Below are 18138 nucleotides of genomic sequence, written 5' to 3' on the forward strand. Positions count from 1 at the left end.
CTATACTCACAAGAATCGCGGGAAACAGGAGGGCAAAGATGCTGAGCTGGGAAACGATGTCCGTGCCGCCACACGAGCAGTTTAGTTTCTGGCGAGAAGGCATCTGCCGTACATTCGTCGAACTGCGACCTGAAGCGGCCAACACACGCGCAGGCTTTCCGTCGAGGGTGGTGTCGGCCCCGCTGAACACGGTGACCCGCGCTTGGATAGATTCAGTTCCACAAACAACCATCCACGGCCCCAAGGAGGTGTCGGCCTCTGAAGGGCCCTACTTCTTCGTAAACGCCCAGATCACCGGCACCTGTCGAGTACAGCAACGAGGCAACGACGCCATCGCCGGACCTGGACAACTCGTCGTGCTCGACACGTCCGAGCCGTTCCGGCTTGAACATCGCTCGGACTGGAGCATGTTGTCTTTTCGCGTGCCACACCCCGAACTGGATGCGCGTTTACCTCAGGAGCGACGGGGTGTTGGGCTTCCATTCGACCGAACAGGCGTGGGTGCCGTCGCCGTGGATGCGATGCGGTCGCTTTGGGAGTTGGGCAGCGCCACTCCGGCTCGATCTATCGGCGAGCTTGAGTCGGCGTTCCTCGCCGTCGTCTCAGCAGCGCTCCTGTCTGTCGGGCAGACCGCACACGCAGCGGACCCAGTGACTCGTCGAGCTCAGATACTCGCCCACGTGTCGCGTCGACTCGCTGATCCCACATTGTCAGCTCAATCTATAGCGCACGCACTTCACATGTCTGTTCGCACGCTCCACACCGCATTCGAGGGAGGCGAAGAGACTTTTGCAGTGGCCCTCAGGCGTCTTCGCATGGAGCAAGCTGCGCGGATCTTGACAGGCTCGGAGACCACGGTCGGAGACGCCTCACGTGCGGTGGGCTACGAAGACCCTGCGTCGTTTTCACGGGCATTCCGGCGAATGTACGGCGCCTCGCCGATTGAGTTCCGTCGAGAAGTCACGAAATTCTGACGCCGCTCCATCCAACCGCACAAACTGCACAGCAGAACTGCATACTCTGCCGCTCCGAGCTGAAGCATACGAAATAGCGTGTGGCCAGAGGTCACTTCAGTCGCCTGCCTGATGTGACTCAGCTTTCTCGAGGAGGAGAATCAGATGGCCGTATCATTCACGCTCAGCGATCACCAGAAGCAGCTCAAAGCCGCCGCCCGTTCGTTCGCTCGGACGAAGCTTCGTCCACTCATGGAAAGAGTCGAAAGCGAACGCGACCCGCGCACACGGGCACTGTTGCTGCAGCCTGTGTTCGCCGAGGCCGTTTCTGAAGGTTTCTTGCGAGGGTTGATCCCGGCCCCGTTCGGAGGAACGGCTTCCAACGGTGTTGACGCTGCGATCCTCATCGAAGAATGGGCCGCCGAGTCACCCGACTTCTTCATCTCTTTCGCAGGTCCACTCATTGCGCTGGGGCCCGTTTACGAGGCAGGGACCCCTGAGCAGATTTCTCGTTTTGTCTCACCTTTCCTAGCAAATGAAGGTTCCCCGGTCGCGGCGATGGCATTTAGCGAGCCAACGGGCAGCGCCAATTTCGCGGCTGAGACGCCGGCTGCCGGCATCAGAACACACGCCGTGCTCGATGGTGACGAGTGGGTCATCAACGGCCACAAAGCCTGGGCGTCGCATCTTCCCGGCTGGGACGGCGATGGCCCCGAGATCATGACCATCACTTGCCGAACTCAGGCGGGTGTCTCCGTGATCGTGGCGGAACGGGAACAACTCGCGGGACGTATTGAGGTCGAGGAATACTACGACCTCCCCGGCCTGCGGGGAAGCCTCACGACAAGGGTTCACCTCAAGGATGTGAGGGTGCCTCACGCAAACCTCATTGGTTCGGAGGGAGACGGTGTTCGCCTTACCCTCAACGCTTTCATGGCCAGCGGCGCCTCGATTGGCGCTTTTGCGACGGCTTCGGCACGGCAGGCATGGTCCATTGCGTACAACTTTGCGCGCGAGGAAGCGCGCGGGGGACTCTCGCCGATTATTGATCACCAAGCAGTATCAGACGTTCTCGCCGACACGAAAGGCAAGATTGAGGCCATGCGTCTCCTGTCTTGGCGGGCACTCGACGCAGTCATTGCCCAGGATCCCGACGGGCCCGAGCTCGCTCTACACGCGAAAATCTTCGGCTCTGAAGCTGCCGTAGAAGTCATCACAGCGCTTGTCAAAATTGTCGGCGTCACAGCGTATGACACTGGTTTCCCGATTCTGCACCACTTGCTGGACGCGATTGCTTATCCCATCATGGAGGGCAGCAACACTGGGGTGCGACGGCGGCAGCTGCAGAGGATCTTCTCAGCTCCCGACTATGATCCACTCAGCGCTTCAGGGCTCACTGAAATCGGCTGACCAGAAAGTCAAGTGACGACTGGCTGCCCTACAGCGGGGCACTCAATTTCGAGTGCCCCGCTGCTTTTCCGAAGGTGTCACTTCGTGCCAGGCTCGCCTATTCACTTCGCCCCGGAGGGGCTGGCGGCAAGCGATCTAGACCCGGGGTGGGCGGCCGGCGCCAGCGTCACGCACTGAGTTCCGTTCTCGCTCGAATCCACTTGTACACCAGGAAGCCGCCACCCACGGCGATGAGCGCTGGCACGAGGAGCAGAGCATACTGTTGACTTCTCCGCCGGCTTTTCCCAAGGGACGGGCCCTCCGGGCGACCGGTTGTCCTTCACTCCCGGGCAGGAAGCAGAGGCATCGCGCCACGTGGCATACAGAGTCATCTCTTCCATCACTCGGCTGGTGTAGTCGAAGACATCAGCTCCGTCAGTTGAAATCGACCAACCAATGAATTCGAATCCGTCCTGCTGAGGCGCTGCCGGCGCCGTGAGAGCGCCGCCCAAGGCGACAAGCTGAACTTCAATTGCGCTCCCACTCCCCGTTCAAAGCTCGCTGGGCGCTCAGATGCAGTTCGGTATCCCAACCAAGTGGAGAACGTGAACCCACTCGCCCCGCACACAAAGTGGAGCGTAGCATCGCTCGTTGAACCAAATGTTGGGGGTTCATTCGGGTCGTCTGAGTCGGCCGCTATCACGCTTGTCGGGGCGGCACCTTCAAACCAGATGTGGGCAAGTTCGTCGTTGCCTTCGAACGCTCCGGCTCCTATCGATCCCGCTGAGGCGGGTATCACGACGCTCTTCAACGTGCTGTACGTAAAGGACCAGCCTCAATACGCTTCAGACTCTTCGGGAGCACGATACTTTCAAGCTGGTGGGCCTGGAGTGCCGTCATCGAAATCTCAGTGAGTCATTCAGGGGAGGTGAGATGCTCCAACTGATTCCCGAAAAACGCGCTGAAGTCGATCGTTTCAATCCCCTGCGGGAAATCGAACGTAGTGAGCTGGTTGAGATACAGCACGCCAGCCCGAATGCGTGTGACCGAGCCTGGGAGGGAGACGCTCTTCAGTCCGTTCTTGTCGAGTGAATAATGTGCAACCGCTCTCGCTGCGTACTCGATTCCCCTCGAAGAGACGCTGGTCGGGATCGCCGAGTCATTGCCCTGACTTGAGTCGTCATTCTTCACCACAGCGGTACTACCGAGGGCGGACTACGTCAATTTCCGGAGAAAGCGTCAGTCTTGAGCATTTCTGCATCGCTAGCGCTGCTCACAGCGAGCCTCTCAAAAGTGTCGAGGCCTTCGGAACGGTGGGGGTGAGCAGAAGTTAGTTCCTCGATAGGCAGTGGTGATGCCCATGGCCAGAGTTCCCCGCCCCTAGAAGAAAACACGACGCAATGCCTCGCTAGTCCTGAGCCAGGCGGGTTGTGATCGTAATGCGGGGTTGATTCGGGACGCGCGATCGGAGCGGCCGGGACGGACTTTTCGGTTTCGCTTCAAAAGGGCACGCGGCCTGCAGAGGGAAGCGAAACACTCGAGCACTCCAACAAAAGAACCCCCACGAGTAGAAGCCTCGAGGGGGTTCGGTGAAGGTGTAATATTCCTTCGTGGCTCCGACCGGCATCGATCCGGTGACCTTTCGATTTTCAGTCGAACGCTCTACCAACTGAGCTACAGAGCCAGGCACTCACACTGGGTGACCGCCTGAGACGAAGAAACCCTTCCGAAGAAGGGCTTCTCCACCTGGCGACCCTGACGGGACTTGAACCCGCGACCTCCGCCGTGACAGGGCGGCGCGCTAACCAACTGCGCTACAGGGCCATAGTGTGTTATTCAATTATATTCGGTATTAGTGACCCCAACGGGATTCGAACCCGTGCTGCCGCCGTGAAAGGGCGGTGTCCTAGGCCGCTAAACGATGGGGCCGAAGCGGCTTTTTATTTCCGCTTGCTACCGAGATGAAATACTATGCTGATTCAACCCAGGCACGCAAATCAGGGGCCTAAAACACTGCATCCCTGGCGTGTCGCACCTGCCTGACACACAGCGTACACCCGCTCGCCAGCTTCGCGAAACGCCGATTCGACCAGGGAAACATCTTTTCAGCGAACAGCCCCCGACAGACACACCTCGGCCCCGCGGGGCGATACTCCCGCGGGGCCGAGGCTGCTCACCCTCCTCTACTCGGCTGTCTTCCTGCGGCGACTTAGCGTCCAGACGAAGGTCCCACCGAGGAGCAGGCCCAGCCCGATCATTCCAAGCTGCTCAGATCCGCTCTCGGAGACACCGGTCTTCGCGAGCTCCGCGTGCACAGGCGGCATCGCTGCCGGAAGCGCTCGGGGCGCAACACCGGGAACCACACCACCGGGGGTGGTCGGCGGTTCTGGCGTGACCGGAGGCTCCGGGGTGACCGGAGGCTGTGCCGAGCAGTTCGGCGTTGCCGGCGGGTACACCGTGGCCTCGTTGGCCGTGGGGTTGATCCTGATCTCGACGATTGCCTCGGCGCGGAGGTCGTAGTGCGGTGCGCTCGGGTCAAGGACCCACACGCCATCACTTCCGAGGCTCCAGCCGGGCCAGCCGGTCGGGTTCCCGTTCGCGTCGATCGTGGCGCCCGGCCACAGCATCTTGCCGGTCACCGCGTCGCCGCTCTGCCACCCGACCGGATATGCGATCGGATCCACCTGGGAGGCGCCATTGGCCAAGATCGCCGCCGGATTGTTCGCCGGGATCGAAGGATCACGGTTTGCGAATGCCTCCGGCGTCCACCAGATCATGACGATCGGCAGGGTCGCGGTGTCCGCGGTGCCGCTCGGCGTGACGTTGTAGGTGAACCACGGGGTGTCGTTGATGCAGACGGCATTGCCAGCGACGCTCACCGCACGGATCTCGGTGGTTGCAGACCCGCAATCATTGCCGGGGGTGCTGTCCCCACCGCCGGCGGCCTCATCACCCGCCAGAACGGCATGCAGCGTACTTACGCTGTCGATCTGAGGAGCGTCACCCGGCTCTGGCTCAGGCTCTGCGGCACCATCTGCGGCGACGCAGGCCTGGTTGGTCACCTCACCGCTCGCGGGTGCCGCTGTGACCGTCACATCGAAGGAGATGGTGGCTTCGCCATCGAAGGCCCCCTCGAAGCTTGCGGTCACGGCGTTGCCCGAGATCGACACGGTCCATCCTTCGCTCGCGCTCTCAGACCCTGCGACCGGAGTCAGCCCCGCGGGCACCTCGTCGGTGACTACCGGGTTGAGCGCCGCGTCCGGGCCAGCATTCGCCACGGCGAGCGTGTAGTGGATCGTGTCCCCCAGTTCGGCAACCGCGCCGTCCTCGCCGACGCTCGCGGTCTTCACGAGTGACAGGTCGTACGAACCTGCGGGACAGGGGATGATCGTCACCTCACGGGTCACTGATGCGTCACCCACGCTCACCGTAACGGTGTAGGTGCCAGCGCCGGCGACGTCAAGCGAGACGTCGAGGGTCGAGCCCTCACCCGCCTGCACGGTACGGCTCAGGTACGGCGTACCGCTCCCGGACCGGACAGTCACGGTGTAGTCAACACCTGCGACCAGGCCGCCCAGCTGGGCGAGGAGCGTCTGGGGAAGCCCTGCCCCAAACTCGGTGCACTGATCCACCTCGAGATACAGCGTGGGAGCCTCAGGCTCGGGACACTCGCTCACCTCGATCGTCGCTTCAGCGCTGTCACCGGCGTGCTCGCCTGTGCCCTGAACGGTGACGAGAAGCGTCCCTTCCTCATTCGGGGTGACGGTGATGCTGTGGGTGGCTGCGTCAGCAACGAACTCCATCGGGCTCGTCTCGGCGATGCCGACACCGTCAACTTCGACGGTGTACGGCTCTCCCACCACGAGCTCGGAGAGCGCGATGGTCACAGGAGCGAAGCCGCCTGCGACCGGGCAGTCACCGGCGGAGATTAGCAACGCGGGATCGGGATCCACCTGCGGCGGAACGTTCTCGCAGTTGTTGTTGAAGATCACCTGCCCGGCCTCATCCCAGTTCTGACCATCAAACGTCACCATCGCGCCCGCAATCATCGCCTCGAACGGCGGGATGATGTCGCGCCCATCGTGATGCGATGCACCCCGGTGCCCGTTGTACGCAGCCTCCGCGGACACCGTGATCTTGTTCCACGGGTTCGTATCCGACTCCGTCGCGTGGCACAGCGTCACCTTCACGTCCTCCGGTGGCGCGCACCGCTCGACGGTCAGGTCGCGAGAAACGGTGCCGCTCGCGGCCCGCTCGCCGGTGCCCCACACCTCGACCGAGATGTTCGCGCTCGCCACCGAGCCCAGCGCCACACTCTGCGAGGTGCCGCTCGCGGTGAACGTCTGCACGCTGCCACCGTTCACCTTGTAGCTGTACGGCTGACCCGAAACCAAGTTCGCGAACAGTGCCACAACTGGCGGGTACTGCTGATCAGCAACACACTCCCCCGGCGTCAACGTCACCGACGGCGCGGGATCCACCTGGGGCGGCGGGTTATTGCAGCCCGCGTTGTAGATCGCCTGGCCCTCAGCATTCCAGTTCTGTCCGGGGAACTGCAGCGTGACGCCCCGTTCCGTGTACTCGAACGGCGGGATGATGTCGCGGCCATCCTGGTGATGGCTCCCTGCGTGCCCGTTCGCCGCGCCATCGGGCGCAATCTTGATCGACACCCACGGGTTCTTCTGCGACTTCGTTGCGTGACAGAGCGTCACTTTGTCCTTCTTCGGACCTCCGTTCCCCAGCGTCTGAGCTTCGGGGGCAGCCGCTCTCACCGTGGGCGCAGCGGGGGCCTGTTCCGCAGCCGGAGCTGGGCTCGGAGCGACCTCAGCCGCTGACGCCGGCTCGGCGGCAGGCTCCGGCGCTGCGACCGGCGCAGGAGCGGGTTCTGGCGCAGGGGCCGGCGCAGGCGCTGGCTCAACGACGGGAGCGGGTTCCGGGGCCGGTACCGGTTCCGGCGTTGGGGTCGGCGCTGGGGTCACTTCTGGGGCCGCCTCCTGCGGTGCGGGGGCTGGCTCTGCAGCAGCGTCTGCTGCCGCTGGCGCCGCCTGCGCAGTCAGCGCGGAATCGGCAGCCGGGGCGAGTTCTTCAGCGAACGCCGGCGACGTGAACGCGGGGAACAGGAGCGCGACTGCCGCAAGCAGTGCCGCGCCACCCCTGAGGGTCCCACCGCCCCCACGGAACACGCTGCCTTCGAACGGCCGACGGCGCATCCTGCGATGCGCGCTCGGCTGGAACGACTGATGGGCTCGATGGTGTCTCATGGCCGTGCTGCCTTCTCCAGTGGGATTCGGAGGCAGCACTCCGTTGTCCTGTCCCCGATCTCACGGCCGGCAGACGCCGGGAGCGTTGCTCGTGCGCCCGCGGCCGCGTGATGCCGCTCACGTTAGGCGTGGGGCAAGAAAAGCGGATCCGGGAAAAATACGCAGATTGGGGCGCAGAAACACGTGAGGGCCCCGCGCACTGCGCGAGGCCCTCGAAGTGGGTGCGGCACCGAGCCGCTCGGGATCACCAGTGACGGTGCTCCGAAGCGCCCGAGTAGTCGGGCCAGGGCAGGTCGATCGGCGGCTCGAAATCGACGGGCAGCAGCGCGGGCATCGGCTCGGCAGCAATACGGTCCGCGAACTCCTGCTGCGCGGCAGCGAGCGTCTCGGGCTTCGTGAGCAGGTCAAGGAAGGTTCCCGAAACGGTCTTGCCCGCCGTGACGATGGTGGGGGCAATCGTCTCGGGGATCCCGCCCAGCGCGTTCATCACCCAGGCCGGGTACGGCCCCTCACCCTGCACGGGCTGCAGCGCGGGGCGCGAAACGTAGAAACGCACGAGCGGGGCGTAGTGGCTCATCTCGACGTAGTCGTCGCTCGTCCAGTTCCGCTGCCAGGCAGGCATGTGCTCGCGCAGCAGCCGCTCGGCCTCCTGCGGGGCGATGAGCTGCTCGGTCTCGGCGAGGAAGGGCTTCTCGGTGGCCTCGCGGCCGAGCGAGCGCTGAATCTCCTGCGCCACCGTGATCGCCTCGGGCCCATAGCTCGGTGCGCCCACCTCCTCGAGGTTGGCGTAGAGGGTCTCGCTCATCACGTGGTTCGTGCGGCCGGGGCGGCTGCGGGCGATCCAGCGATCCTCCGCTGCGCAGTGCGCCATGCTGGCCGCGGCCTGCGCGTTACGGTCGAGGATCGCGAGGATGTGCTCGGCCATCTCGATGTCCGGGGTGCGCCATGAGAACTGGATACGCGCAACCCGCTGCGGCAGGTTGTCGGCGGTGGCCTGACCGTCGCTCAAAATCGCGTCAGAGAAGCTCCAGCCGCCCGTTGCGGGCAGCATCGAGTCGAGCATGGTGCGCGAGGCCGTGTACATCTGCATGAGCGCCACGTTGGCTCCCGGAGCGCGCGCTGCAGAGTGCGAGGCGGGGATCGGCGAATTGGGGTTCGCGCTCGAGATCTGCCACGTCTCGGGCTCATCGCAGATGAAGGAGTACACCTTGCTGTAGTACGCGCCGCACTGCGTGTCCCAGCGGGCCGTGTTGCAGAGCGGGAGCATGTAGAAGGGGTGGAACGACACGATTGCGTCTGCGTCGTCGTAGTAGCCACGCAGCCCGTGCACCACCTTCGAGCCGTGCATCTTCTCGGCCGGCTCACCCGTGTACTTCAGCGTGCCGCCGATGCCGTGCGCGGTCATCGCGTGCTTCGTGGCGAGCACACCGGCGAGCGTGGAAATGCCGAGCACGGAGTGCGGATCGGTGTGGCCGGGGGCGAAGCGGCTGAGCCCCTCGCGCGGCGTCTCCGAGGTGGTGGCAGCCTGGCTGTTGCCCGGCACTGCGTCGTACTCCGCGTAAGTGAGGAGCGTCGGCCCGTCACCGTTCGACCAGACTGCGCTGAAGGCCGTGGGCATCCCCGCGGAGCCGTCCTCCACTTCGAAGCCCTCCTCGCGGAGGCGGGCAACGTACCACTCCTGCGAGCGATACTCTCGCCAGGCGGGCTCGGCGAGCTCCCAAATGTGGGTGTGCCACTCGGTGAGCTCGGTGAGGTGTTCGTCGATCCACGCCTGCGCGGTGCGCTTGGCCTCGGCGGTGAGTGCGGTCACGATGTGTCCTTTCGGGTGAAGCGGGTGTGACAGGAAATGAATGAGTGCGGGTGCAGCACGGGCCGCCTCCCAATGTGGAAGACGGCCCGCCTGCTGCACCGGGCTATGCGGGGGTGTTGACGGGCGACTCGGGCCGGCCAGTCTGCGCGAACGTGACGGCGTTCGCCGCCTGAACGCGCACGTACTCGGCCTCGGTGAACGAGGAGAAGTACGCGATGTGCGGGGTGAGTACGACGTCGTCACGGCCCAGGAGGGGGTGGTCTGCCGCGGGCGGCTCCTGGTCGAGCACGTCGAGTGCCGCGGCCGAGAGCTGCCCCGAGTCGAGCGCTGCCGCCAGGGCCGCGCTGTCGATGAGGCCGCCGCGTGACACGTTCAGCACCACTGCCCCAGCTGGCATCGCGGCGATGAACTCGGCGCCCACGAGATGCTCCGTGTCCGGCGTGAGCGGCAGATGCAGCGAGAGCACGTGTGCGCTGTCGCGCACGTCGACGAGCTCCGCCCGCCGAATGCCGAGCGCCTCAAGGTCGGCGCGCACCTCTGGGGTGTCCGGGAGGAACGGATCGTAACCCACGATCCCGCCGAAGAGCGGGCCGGCAACCCGAGCGAACTCACGCCCGATCTTGCCGAGGCCAACGATACCGAGCTGCAGTTCGCTCAGCCGGGGCGGGGCCACAGCCGCGCGCTCGTTCCACCGCTCGGGGGTGGCCGAGCCCAGGTAGAACGGCAACTGGCGCGTGGCGTGGAGGAGCAGTGCCAGCGCGTGCGTTGCGACTTCTTCCGTTGCGGCGCCCGGCACATTGGTCACCCAGATCCCGCGCTCGCTCGCGGCTTCGAGGTCGACGAAGTCGAACCCCATCGACATCAGCGCGATGAGCTTCAGCTTCGGCAGTGCCTCGATGATCTCGCGCGTGATGGGCGCGTAGCCGAGCAGCAACACCTCCGCATCACGGGCTCCCGCGATGATCGCGGCGGGGTCCCGCGTCTCGAGCACGCGGACCTCGTAGCCCGCTGCCTCGAGGAGCGCGACGCCCGCAGAGACGTCAGTATCGTCGGTGTCCGTGTAGACGGCGAGCGGGCTCACGCTGCTGCCGCCGATCCCAGGTCGAAGGAATCCTGCGGCAGGTGGATGAGCTGCAGCCCACCACGCGCTACGGCGGCCTCGACAGCGGTGGCGAGCTCGGCGGCGTTCGCCACGCGCTGCCCGGCACCACCGAATGCGGTGGCCACGGCGGCCCAGTCGGGCTGAGTCAGCACCACTCCGACGGGCGCGATGCCCGCGTCGACCTCGTTCTGCTTGATCTCGGCGTAGCCGCCGTTGTCGACCACGATGACGGTCACGTCGATGCCCTGCTCAACAACGGTGATGAACTCCTGCATGGAGAACATCAGTGCACCGTCTCCGAGCACCGTGAACGCCGGGCGCTCGGGTGAGGCGATGCGCGAACCGATCGCGGCGGGCAGACCGTAGCCAAGGGTCGCGTAGGTGCCCATGTACGGCGTCGAGTTCGGCACCCGCGCGGTAATCGCGTTGAGGAGACCCCAGTAGGCGATCTGCGAGGAGTCGGTTGAGACGATCGCGTTGTCCGGCAGCACACTCGCGATGAGCTCGCCCAGCCCAGTGTTCACGGGATCGAGCTCCGCCGACTCCGCACGCACCGCTGCACGGCTCGCCACAACGCTCGCGGCGGCAGTCTCGGCAGCGGCTTCGCGCGCTGACAGGTCCTGACTCCCGAGCGCCTCAGCGATCGCGGCAAGCGCTGCGGCGGCGTCAGCCACGATCCCAATCTCTGCGGTCTGGTTCTTCTCGATCTGCGTCTCGAGCAGGTCGATTCGGATCACACGGCCCCGCGCCTCAAGCGCGTCGACCCAGAGCTCCGCCTCGCCGAGCTTCGCCCCGACAACGAGAAGCACGTCCGCGTCACGTGCGCGATTTCGCGCGGCTGCGAGCCGCAGGTTCGAGCCGAGCGCGAGCGGGTGCGTCTCATCGAGCACGCCCTTCGCGTTGAGCGTGGTTACCACGGGGGCGTTCAGCCGCTCGGCGAGCGCTCGCAGCTCCGCAGCCGCACCGCGCGACCCGCCGCCCGCGAGAATCACGGGGTCCTGCGCTCCCGCGAGGGCTGCGGCCGCCGCGGCAACCACGTCCGCGCTGGGATCCGCGACCGGGGCGAACTCCCGCGCCTCGAGCGCGGCGGCGGGGACCTCGTCTCCGATCTCCTCCTCGAGGAGGTCGAGCGGCACCTCGATGTACACCGGCCGGGGTCGGGTGGTGGCGAACAGTTCGAACGCCTCGTGCACCGCGGCGACCGCTTCGATGGCGGTCTGCACGCGACGCGCACGCTCGACAATCGCGGCGGCGGCGCTCAGCTGATCCTTCGTCTCGTGGAGCGTCCCCACATCGGCGAACTCCTTCCCGCGGGCGGGGCCGGGAGCGAGGATGATCATGGGGCGCGACTCCGCGTACGCGGTGCCCGCCGCGCTCAGTGCGTTCAGGAGGCCCGGGCCACTCGTCGTGATGACCACGCCTGGCTTGCCCGTCTGGAGCGACCAGCCATCGGCTGCGTAGCCCGCGCCCTGCTCGTGCCTGGACGTGACCGCGCGAATGCCAAACTCCGCAAGCGGGCGATAGAACTCAAGGTTATGGGTGCCCGGGATCCCGAACACAGCGTCCACGCCGTAGTTCTTGATCGTCTCGATGACCAGCCACCCGGTCGTGCGCTTTGCGGTCGTCTGCGCCGTCATGGTTACTCCCCCTCCGCACGGAACTTCACTGCGCCATCAACCCAGGTCTCGCGGACCGGGATCGCGGCGATCTCTGCACCATCAATGTCGAGCGGGTTCTGCGCCAGCACGACGAAGTCGGCGCGCTTGCCCACCTGGAGCGAGCCAAACTCGGCCTCGCGGCCGAGCGTCTTCGCACCCTCGAGCGTGTGGCCGCGCAGCGCCTCCGCCGCCGAGATGCGCAGCGAGTCTTCGCCGAGCTTGTGGCCGCGGCGGGTCACGCGCGTCACCGCTGCCTGGATTGCCTCGAGCGGGCGGGGCTCAGCGACGGGCGCGTCCGAGGAGATGGTGATCGGCACGCCAGCGTCACGGAACTCACCGAGCGGGTTGAAGCGCTCACCGGGGGTGCCGATCGCCTGCTCCACGCCCTCGCCCCAGTTGTAGTAGTGCTGGGTCTGGTTGACCGGGCGGATGCCGAGCTCCGCCATGCGGGTGATGTCCTCGGGGGTGGGCAGCCCACAGTGCTCGATGCGGTGTCGCGCGTCACTGTCCGGACGATCGGCGAGTGCCTGCTCGATCGCGTCGACTACCATCTTGATTGCGATCGGCGACTGCGCGTGCGTGGCCGTCTGAAGACCGGCACCGTGCGCCTTGCGCACGAGCTCGGTGTACTCGCGGGGCTCGTGGTACAGCTGACCGGTGCGGCAGGGATCGCCGAGGTAGCCGTCGGGGAAGTACGCGGTCCACCCGCCCAGGGTGCCGTCCGCGTAGAGCTTGATACCCGCGGCCGAGAGGAACGCGTTGCCGAAGGGACCGGTGAAACCGAGGTCGACCACCTGGTCAAGCAGGTGTGAGAGGAAGTACATCGAGACGCGCATGTTGAGCGCACCGCGATCCGCCATCTCGAGGTAGGCAGCGAACTCGCGCTTCGACACCTGCGCATCGCCGATGGCGGTCACACCTCCGCGCAGGAACTCCTGCTGCACGAGATCCAGCTGACGCTGGTGCTCAGCGGGCTCATCGCCGAGATGGAAGTTGGGGCCGTGGTGGCCCACCTTCACGCCGTGCAGGCCGGTGAGCACGTTACAGGCGGCGTCCGAGAGTTCACCGGTCAGCTCGCCGTCCGCGTCGCGGAAGAACTCGCCACCCTCGGGGTTCGGGGTGTCCTTCGTGACGCCGAACTTTTCGAACGTGAACGAGTTCACGACACCGCCGTGGCCGGAGGCGTTCATGATGTAGACCTCGCGGTCGGTGGCGATCTGGTCGAGCTCGTGGCGGGTGGGGTGGCGCTGCTCGGCGAGATTGCGCTGCTCGTAGCCGAAGCCGCGAAGGGGCACACCGGCGGGCAGCTGCTTCGCGGCCTCGCGCATCAGCTCGATGATTTCGGGAATGTTCGCTGCCTTCGCCGGGGTGATGTCCACCCAGGTGAGCAACTGCCCGTACATGAGGGGGTGCGCGTGCGCGTCGACGAAGCCGGGAACGATGGTGGCTCCGGCGTGGTCGACGCGCACGGGCGTGAGGCCCGCGCTCGCCGCCACCTGCTCGCACTCGGCGAGCGTGCCGACCGCGAGGATCATGCCCTCGGCGGTGAGCATGGCTTCCGCCTCGGGCCGACTCTCGTCGACCGTCAGGATTCGCTCGGCGGTGACAATCGTCGGAGCCGAGTTGCGTGCGTCATAGGTGGCGAGCGAGCGCATAGTGCTTACTTTCCTTCGGTGGTGGGAACTGCGGTGGTGTCGAGCCGGGGCCGGAAGGATCCGGTGACCGGCGCGGTGTCAGAGTGCTGCGGCGCGAAGAACACGCCGAACAGGGCGACGGCCGAGAGGAGGCCGTAGAACGCGATGACCGACCAGAAGTTGCCGGTTGCGTTCAGCAGGGCGGTCGCGATCGCGGGCGAGAGACCGCCCCACACTGCCGCACCGACGCCGTAGGAGAGCGACATCGAGGTGTAGCGAGCCTGCGGGCGGAACATCTGCGTCATGATCGTCGAGAGCGGGGCCCATGCGCCGCTCAGCGCGAGGCGCAGGACGGAGACGAAGAGGTAGATCATCGCAACGTTGTGGCCCTCGATGAAGAGGACGAGCGGCACGACCGCGGCGAACGAGCCGGCGATGCCGAGGTACATGACCCACTTGCCGCCGATCTTGTCGCCGAGCAGGGCGAGTGGCAGAGTGACCAGCGCTTCAACGAGCGAAGCAATCGTCATCGCACCGAGGATCGTTTCATACGGCAGCCCGACCTCGGGGCTCGTGGCGTAGCTCTGCACGAAGGTGGTTGCCACCACGTAGCCGCCGGAGGAAATCGCAACGATGCAGAAGCCGAGCAGGATCGGCCACCAGTTGTTCTTCAGCGCGAAGAGGAGCGGCGTCGACTGCTGCTGGCCGCCCACCTTCTCCTCGAACACCGGCGTCTCCTCAACGCGGTAGCGCACCCAGATGCCCACGAAGATGAGCACGATGGAGAAGAGGAAGGGAATGCGCCAGCCCCACGAGAAGAGCACGTCGTCACCCATGAGCGCGAGAATCCAGAACGCTCCGGAGGACATGAGGGCGCCGAGCGGGTTACCGATCTGAGTAAAGCCGCCGTAGAAGTTCTTGAACTTCGCCGGGGCGCTCTCCACCGCCATGAGGCTCGCGCCGCCCCACTCGCCGCCCACTGCGAGTCCCTGGCAGATGCGGAGCACGATGAGCAGGATCGGGCCCATGATGCCGATCGTGTTGTAGTCGGGCAGTACGCCCACGAGGGTGGTGGCCACGCCCATGAGCAGCAGCGTGATCGTCAGCGCCGGCTTCCGGCCGATCTTGTCGCCGATGTGGCCAAAGATGATGCCGCCGAGGGGACGCGCGAAGAACGCCACGGCGTAGGTGCCGAACGACGCGAGCGTCGCCATGCCCCGGTCAAGCTCGGGGAAGAACACCACGGGGAACACGATCGCTGCGGCGGTCGCGTAGACGTAGAAGTCGTACCACTCAATCGTGGTGCCGACCATGGCCGCGAAGCCGGATCGGAGCGCGCGCCGGTGCGTGAAGACCGGCGCGCTGGCTGTGGACGATGACATGCAAAGCTCCCTTGCTCAACTGGGTGCGCCGCGAGAACTCAGACGACGGGTGCGGCGCGCACCTTGAACTGTAGGACGAATTTGCCTGAGCCGCATCCGCGAAACATCACCCAACTCGCCGATTCACGAACGTTTTGCGCGCAAATTCGGCAACACCTTCGGCGCAAGTCCGCCAACAAGCACGTTGTGCGATCTTTATGCGCACACTGCTTCGCATTCGCGCGTATCCTGGGCCTACGCCCACAGTGTGTGCGCACCGAGGCGCTCACCACGAAAGGATGGCGGCATGACGCAGCCCGCAGCGCCCCGACGTGCGCACCCGCGCGAGTCCGGCTTCGACAGCGTGGACGCGGCACTCATTCGCGCCCTGCAAGAGGACGGCCGCGCATCGATCCACGACCTCGCCGAGACCCTCGACATCTCGCGGGATGCCGCGTCGCTGCGGTTGCGGCGGCTCATCGAGCAAGAGGGAGTGCGCGTCGTTGCGGCCCTCGACCCGCACTTCGCGGGGCACCACGTACTCACCCACGCTGCCGTCACCGTGGACGGTCCACTGCGCCCCGTCGCCGATCGCATCGCGGCGATGCCCAACAGCGTGTTCGTGTCACTGACGAGCGGCAGCATGCCGCTCGTGTTCGAGTCGCGGCACCGTGACTCAGCTGAACTCCACGAGGTCCTCGACGCGGTGCGGGCGATCCCGGGAGTCCGCTCGCTGCTCGTCACCACCTACGTTGACGTGCTGAGCGGGTTCTTCGTGGCGGATCGACGCAGCCCCGCCACGATCGACGAACTCGACACCGAACTCATCCGGCTCCTCCAGCGCGATGGCCGCATGAGCTTTCGGGCGTTGGGAGACGCCGTGCATCTCTCACCCTCGTCGGTGCGGGCGCGCGTCAATCGACTCGTCGAGGCCGGCGTGATCCGCATCTCGGCGATCACCTCGGGGCAGCTCACGCGATCGCGCATCGCGATCGGGCTCGGGATCTCCGTGCGGGGCGACGCCGCCCCCGTTCGCGAGTTCCTACTGCGCTCCCCCGACGTCGACTTCGCGGCGCGCACACACGGCCGATTCGACTACGTGGCAACGCTCGAGGGTCCCTCCGCCGCCCATCTGCTGCGCGCCACGGAGGAGCTCCGCTCACTGCCGAGCGTCAGCGCCATCGAGTCATGGGCGCACTACGACATCGTGAAGGAAAACTACGAGCGCGCAATCGAGCGCGCCGTGGGCGGCAACAGCGGCTGGCGAGGAGCCGAAGGCTAACGCAACCCGTATGGCGAGTTAGCCACTAATGGCGCGCTGCACGCGGCTGAGCGAGATGTTTTCGTGCACGAGCACACCCGAGCTGGTGCGCTGCTCAAAGTGGTAGCCCATCTTGCCCTGCGAGAGCATGCCGATGAGGTACGGCTCGTCGGAGTTCCACATGATCCATGTGTTCTGCCCCGCGGCGTTCTTACCGAGGAAGGTGATCTCGATGTCACGATTCCCGATGCGCTGCACGCTGGGTGCGAGCAGGTCGTTGGAGAGGGCGACACCGCCGGCCCCCGCATGCTGCATCTCACTCATGCCATGATCCTAGCGAACCAATCTCAGAACCGGACAGGGATCGCCGCGAAAACCTCAGGCTCCCGCAAAGAAAGCGTCGGTCGCCCGGGCCAGGCCGTGCAGGTCTGCGACGTGCGCGAGCTCGCGCGCCGAGTGCATCGAGAGGAGCGGCACCCCAACGTCAACCGTGCGGATGCCGAGGCGGGCGGCCGTGATCGGCCCGATCGTCGTGCCACAGGGCACCGTGTTGTTCGAGACGAACTCCTGGGTCGGCACCCCGGCTTCCGCGCAGGCGCGACTCCACAGCGCAGCGCCGTGTGCGTCGCTGGCATAGCGCTGGTTCGCGTTCACCTTGAGCATCGGGCCGTTCCCCGCGAGCGGGCGCACATTCGGATCGTGCTTCTCCGGGTAGTTCGGGTGCACCGAGTGCCCCGCATCCGAGGAGACACACCACGACGCGGCAAGTGCGCGTGCGGCCTCGTCGGCGTTCGCGCCCAGGCCAGCGCGCAGCCGATCAAGCACATCCGCGAGGAAGGGGCCGGCCGCACCCGAGCGGGTCTCCGAGCCCAGCTCCTCGTGATCGAACGCGGCGAGCATCGAGATCGTGCCCGGCGCGGGCTCCGTCTCGAGGAGCGCGACCAGTCCGGCAAACGTGGAACTCAGGTTGTCGAGTCGGGGCGATGCGAAGAACTCGCCGCTCACACCGATCCGCTGCGGCGGCTGCGTGTCGAACAGGCGCACGTCGGCTCCAGCGATGTCGTCTGGGGAAAACGGTGCGGCGGCAACGCCCGCCGCGTTGGCGGCATTCGCTGCGGCATCGGCGAGCACGCCGGCAACCGTGACACCGTTCGCGCTGTCGCCGACGGCGAGCACCGGCTGCGTGTGCCGCTGCTTGTTCAGTGCGAGGCCTGTGTTTGCTTCACGATCCAGGTGAATCGCCAGCTGCGGGATCCGCGCGATCGCGCCCGTGCACACGAGATGCTCGGCGCCATCGCGGGTGACCACGCGTCCGGCGATGCCCAGATCCCGATCGAGCCACGAGTTGAGCAGCGGACCACCGTACACTTCGACGCCAGCCTGAGCCCAGCCATCGGCACGGAAGTCGGGGTGGGGCTTCAGCACGAAGCCCGGTGAGTCAGTGTGCACGCCGAGCACCCGAACGGGGCTCGTCGCGGTAAGGTCTGATCCGGCCCGCCACGCGATCACGGCGCCGTCGCGCACCACGAAGCCTGCGCCACCCGCGGCGAGCGGCGCCCAGGCGGCGCCCTCATCGTGGACGGCGAAGCCGGCGTCGGTGAGCAGCTCAGCGACGCGCCCCGCCGCGTGGTACGAGGTGGGCGCAGCCGTCACGAAGTCGGCAAAATCACTGATGTAGGCGTCGAGATCACGCAGCAGGCCGGTCATGA

General features: G+C 65.9%; 13 protein-coding genes and 3 tRNA genes. 3 read left to right on the forward strand and 13 right to left on the reverse strand.

The genetic code is table 11. The annotated features are described in order from the left end of the window. The first annotated feature begins 38 nt into the window (after positions 1 to 38). Both ACR81A_RS11715 and ACR81A_RS11720 read left to right on the forward strand, forming a co-directional pair. Positions 39 to 974, forward strand: a complete 936-nt coding sequence (locus ACR81A_RS11715) for an AraC family transcriptional regulator (protein ID WP_202380956.1) — start codon at positions 39 to 41, stop codon at positions 972 to 974. Between the two features lie 144 nt (positions 975 to 1118). Further along, a complete protein-coding gene (locus tag ACR81A_RS11720; RefSeq protein ID WP_440311891.1) occupies positions 1119 to 2363 on the forward strand; it encodes an acyl-CoA dehydrogenase family protein in 1245 nt (414 codons plus the stop codon). Between the two features lie 101 nt (positions 2364 to 2464). Here the strand turns inward: ACR81A_RS11720 and ACR81A_RS11725 are convergent, their stop codons facing one another. The 11 genes from ACR81A_RS11725 to ACR81A_RS11775 form a co-directional block, all read right to left on the reverse strand. Then, a complete protein-coding gene (locus ACR81A_RS11725; protein ID WP_440313150.1) occupies positions 2465 to 2875 on the reverse strand; it encodes an InlB B-repeat-containing protein in 411 nt (136 codons plus the stop codon). 382 nt (positions 2876 to 3257) lie between these two features. Then, on the reverse strand, positions 3258 to 3536 hold the full coding sequence (locus ACR81A_RS11730) for a leucine-rich repeat protein (protein ID WP_440311892.1): 279 nt from the start codon (positions 3534 to 3536) through the stop codon (positions 3258 to 3260). Between the two features lie 417 nt (positions 3537 to 3953). After that, positions 3954 to 4026, reverse strand: a tRNA-Phe gene (locus ACR81A_RS11735). A gap of 63 nt (positions 4027 to 4089) precedes the next feature. Further along, a tRNA-Asp gene (locus tag ACR81A_RS11740) sits at positions 4090 to 4166 on the reverse strand. Between the two features lie 32 nt (positions 4167 to 4198). Next, positions 4199 to 4271, reverse strand: a tRNA-Glu gene (locus tag ACR81A_RS11745). Between the two features lie 254 nt (positions 4272 to 4525). Then, positions 4526 to 7603: a DUF11 domain-containing protein gene (locus ACR81A_RS11750; RefSeq protein WP_440311893.1), complete on the reverse strand. Its 3078-nt coding sequence runs from the start codon at positions 7601 to 7603 to the stop codon at positions 4526 to 4528. Between the two features lie 244 nt (positions 7604 to 7847). Next, positions 7848 to 9413: an amidohydrolase gene (locus ACR81A_RS11755; RefSeq protein WP_440311894.1), complete on the reverse strand. Its 1566-nt coding sequence runs from the start codon at positions 9411 to 9413 to the stop codon at positions 7848 to 7850. 103 nt (positions 9414 to 9516) lie between these two features. Continuing rightward, positions 9517 to 10494 (reverse strand): C-terminal binding protein, encoded by a 978-nt coding sequence (locus tag ACR81A_RS11760; protein ID WP_440311895.1) that lies wholly within the window; start codon positions 10492 to 10494, stop codon positions 9517 to 9519. After that, entirely contained in the window at positions 10491 to 12152 is a 1662-nt protein-coding gene (locus ACR81A_RS11765) for a thiamine pyrophosphate-binding protein (protein ID WP_440311897.1), read from the reverse strand. The genes ACR81A_RS11760 and ACR81A_RS11765 overlap by 4 nt, the downstream gene beginning before the upstream one ends. A 2-nt stretch (positions 12153 to 12154) precedes the next feature. Beyond that, entirely contained in the window at positions 12155 to 13828 is a 1674-nt protein-coding gene (locus tag ACR81A_RS11770; protein ID WP_440311898.1) for an amidohydrolase, read from the reverse strand. Between the two features lie 5 nt (positions 13829 to 13833). Further along, on the reverse strand, positions 13834 to 15189 hold the full coding sequence (locus ACR81A_RS11775) for an MFS transporter (protein ID WP_202380932.1): 1356 nt from the start codon (positions 15187 to 15189) through the stop codon (positions 13834 to 13836). 286 nt (positions 15190 to 15475) lie between these two features. Between ACR81A_RS11775 and ACR81A_RS11780 the strand changes: the two genes are divergently transcribed. Then, positions 15476 to 16450 carry an Lrp/AsnC family transcriptional regulator gene (locus ACR81A_RS11780; RefSeq protein ID WP_202380931.1) on the forward strand — a complete coding sequence of 325 codons (975 nt, stop codon included), beginning with the start codon at positions 15476 to 15478 and terminating at the stop codon, positions 16448 to 16450. A gap of 18 nt (positions 16451 to 16468) precedes the next feature. On the opposite strand, the gene ACR81A_RS11785 is transcribed toward ACR81A_RS11780, so the two are convergent. Continuing rightward, a complete protein-coding gene (locus tag ACR81A_RS11785; RefSeq protein WP_202380930.1) occupies positions 16469 to 16753 on the reverse strand; it encodes a hypothetical protein in 285 nt (94 codons plus the stop codon). Positions 16754 to 16807: 54 nt separating this feature from the next. Next, a complete protein-coding gene (locus ACR81A_RS11790) occupies positions 16808 to 18136 on the reverse strand; it encodes a M18 family aminopeptidase (protein ID WP_440311899.1) in 1329 nt (442 codons plus the stop codon). Between the last annotated feature and the right edge of the window lie 2 nt (positions 18137 to 18138).

It is taken from the genome of Leucobacter chromiireducens, assembly GCF_051993095.1.
Classification (GTDB): Bacteria; Actinomycetota; Actinomycetes; order Actinomycetales; family Microbacteriaceae; genus Leucobacter; species Leucobacter chromiireducens.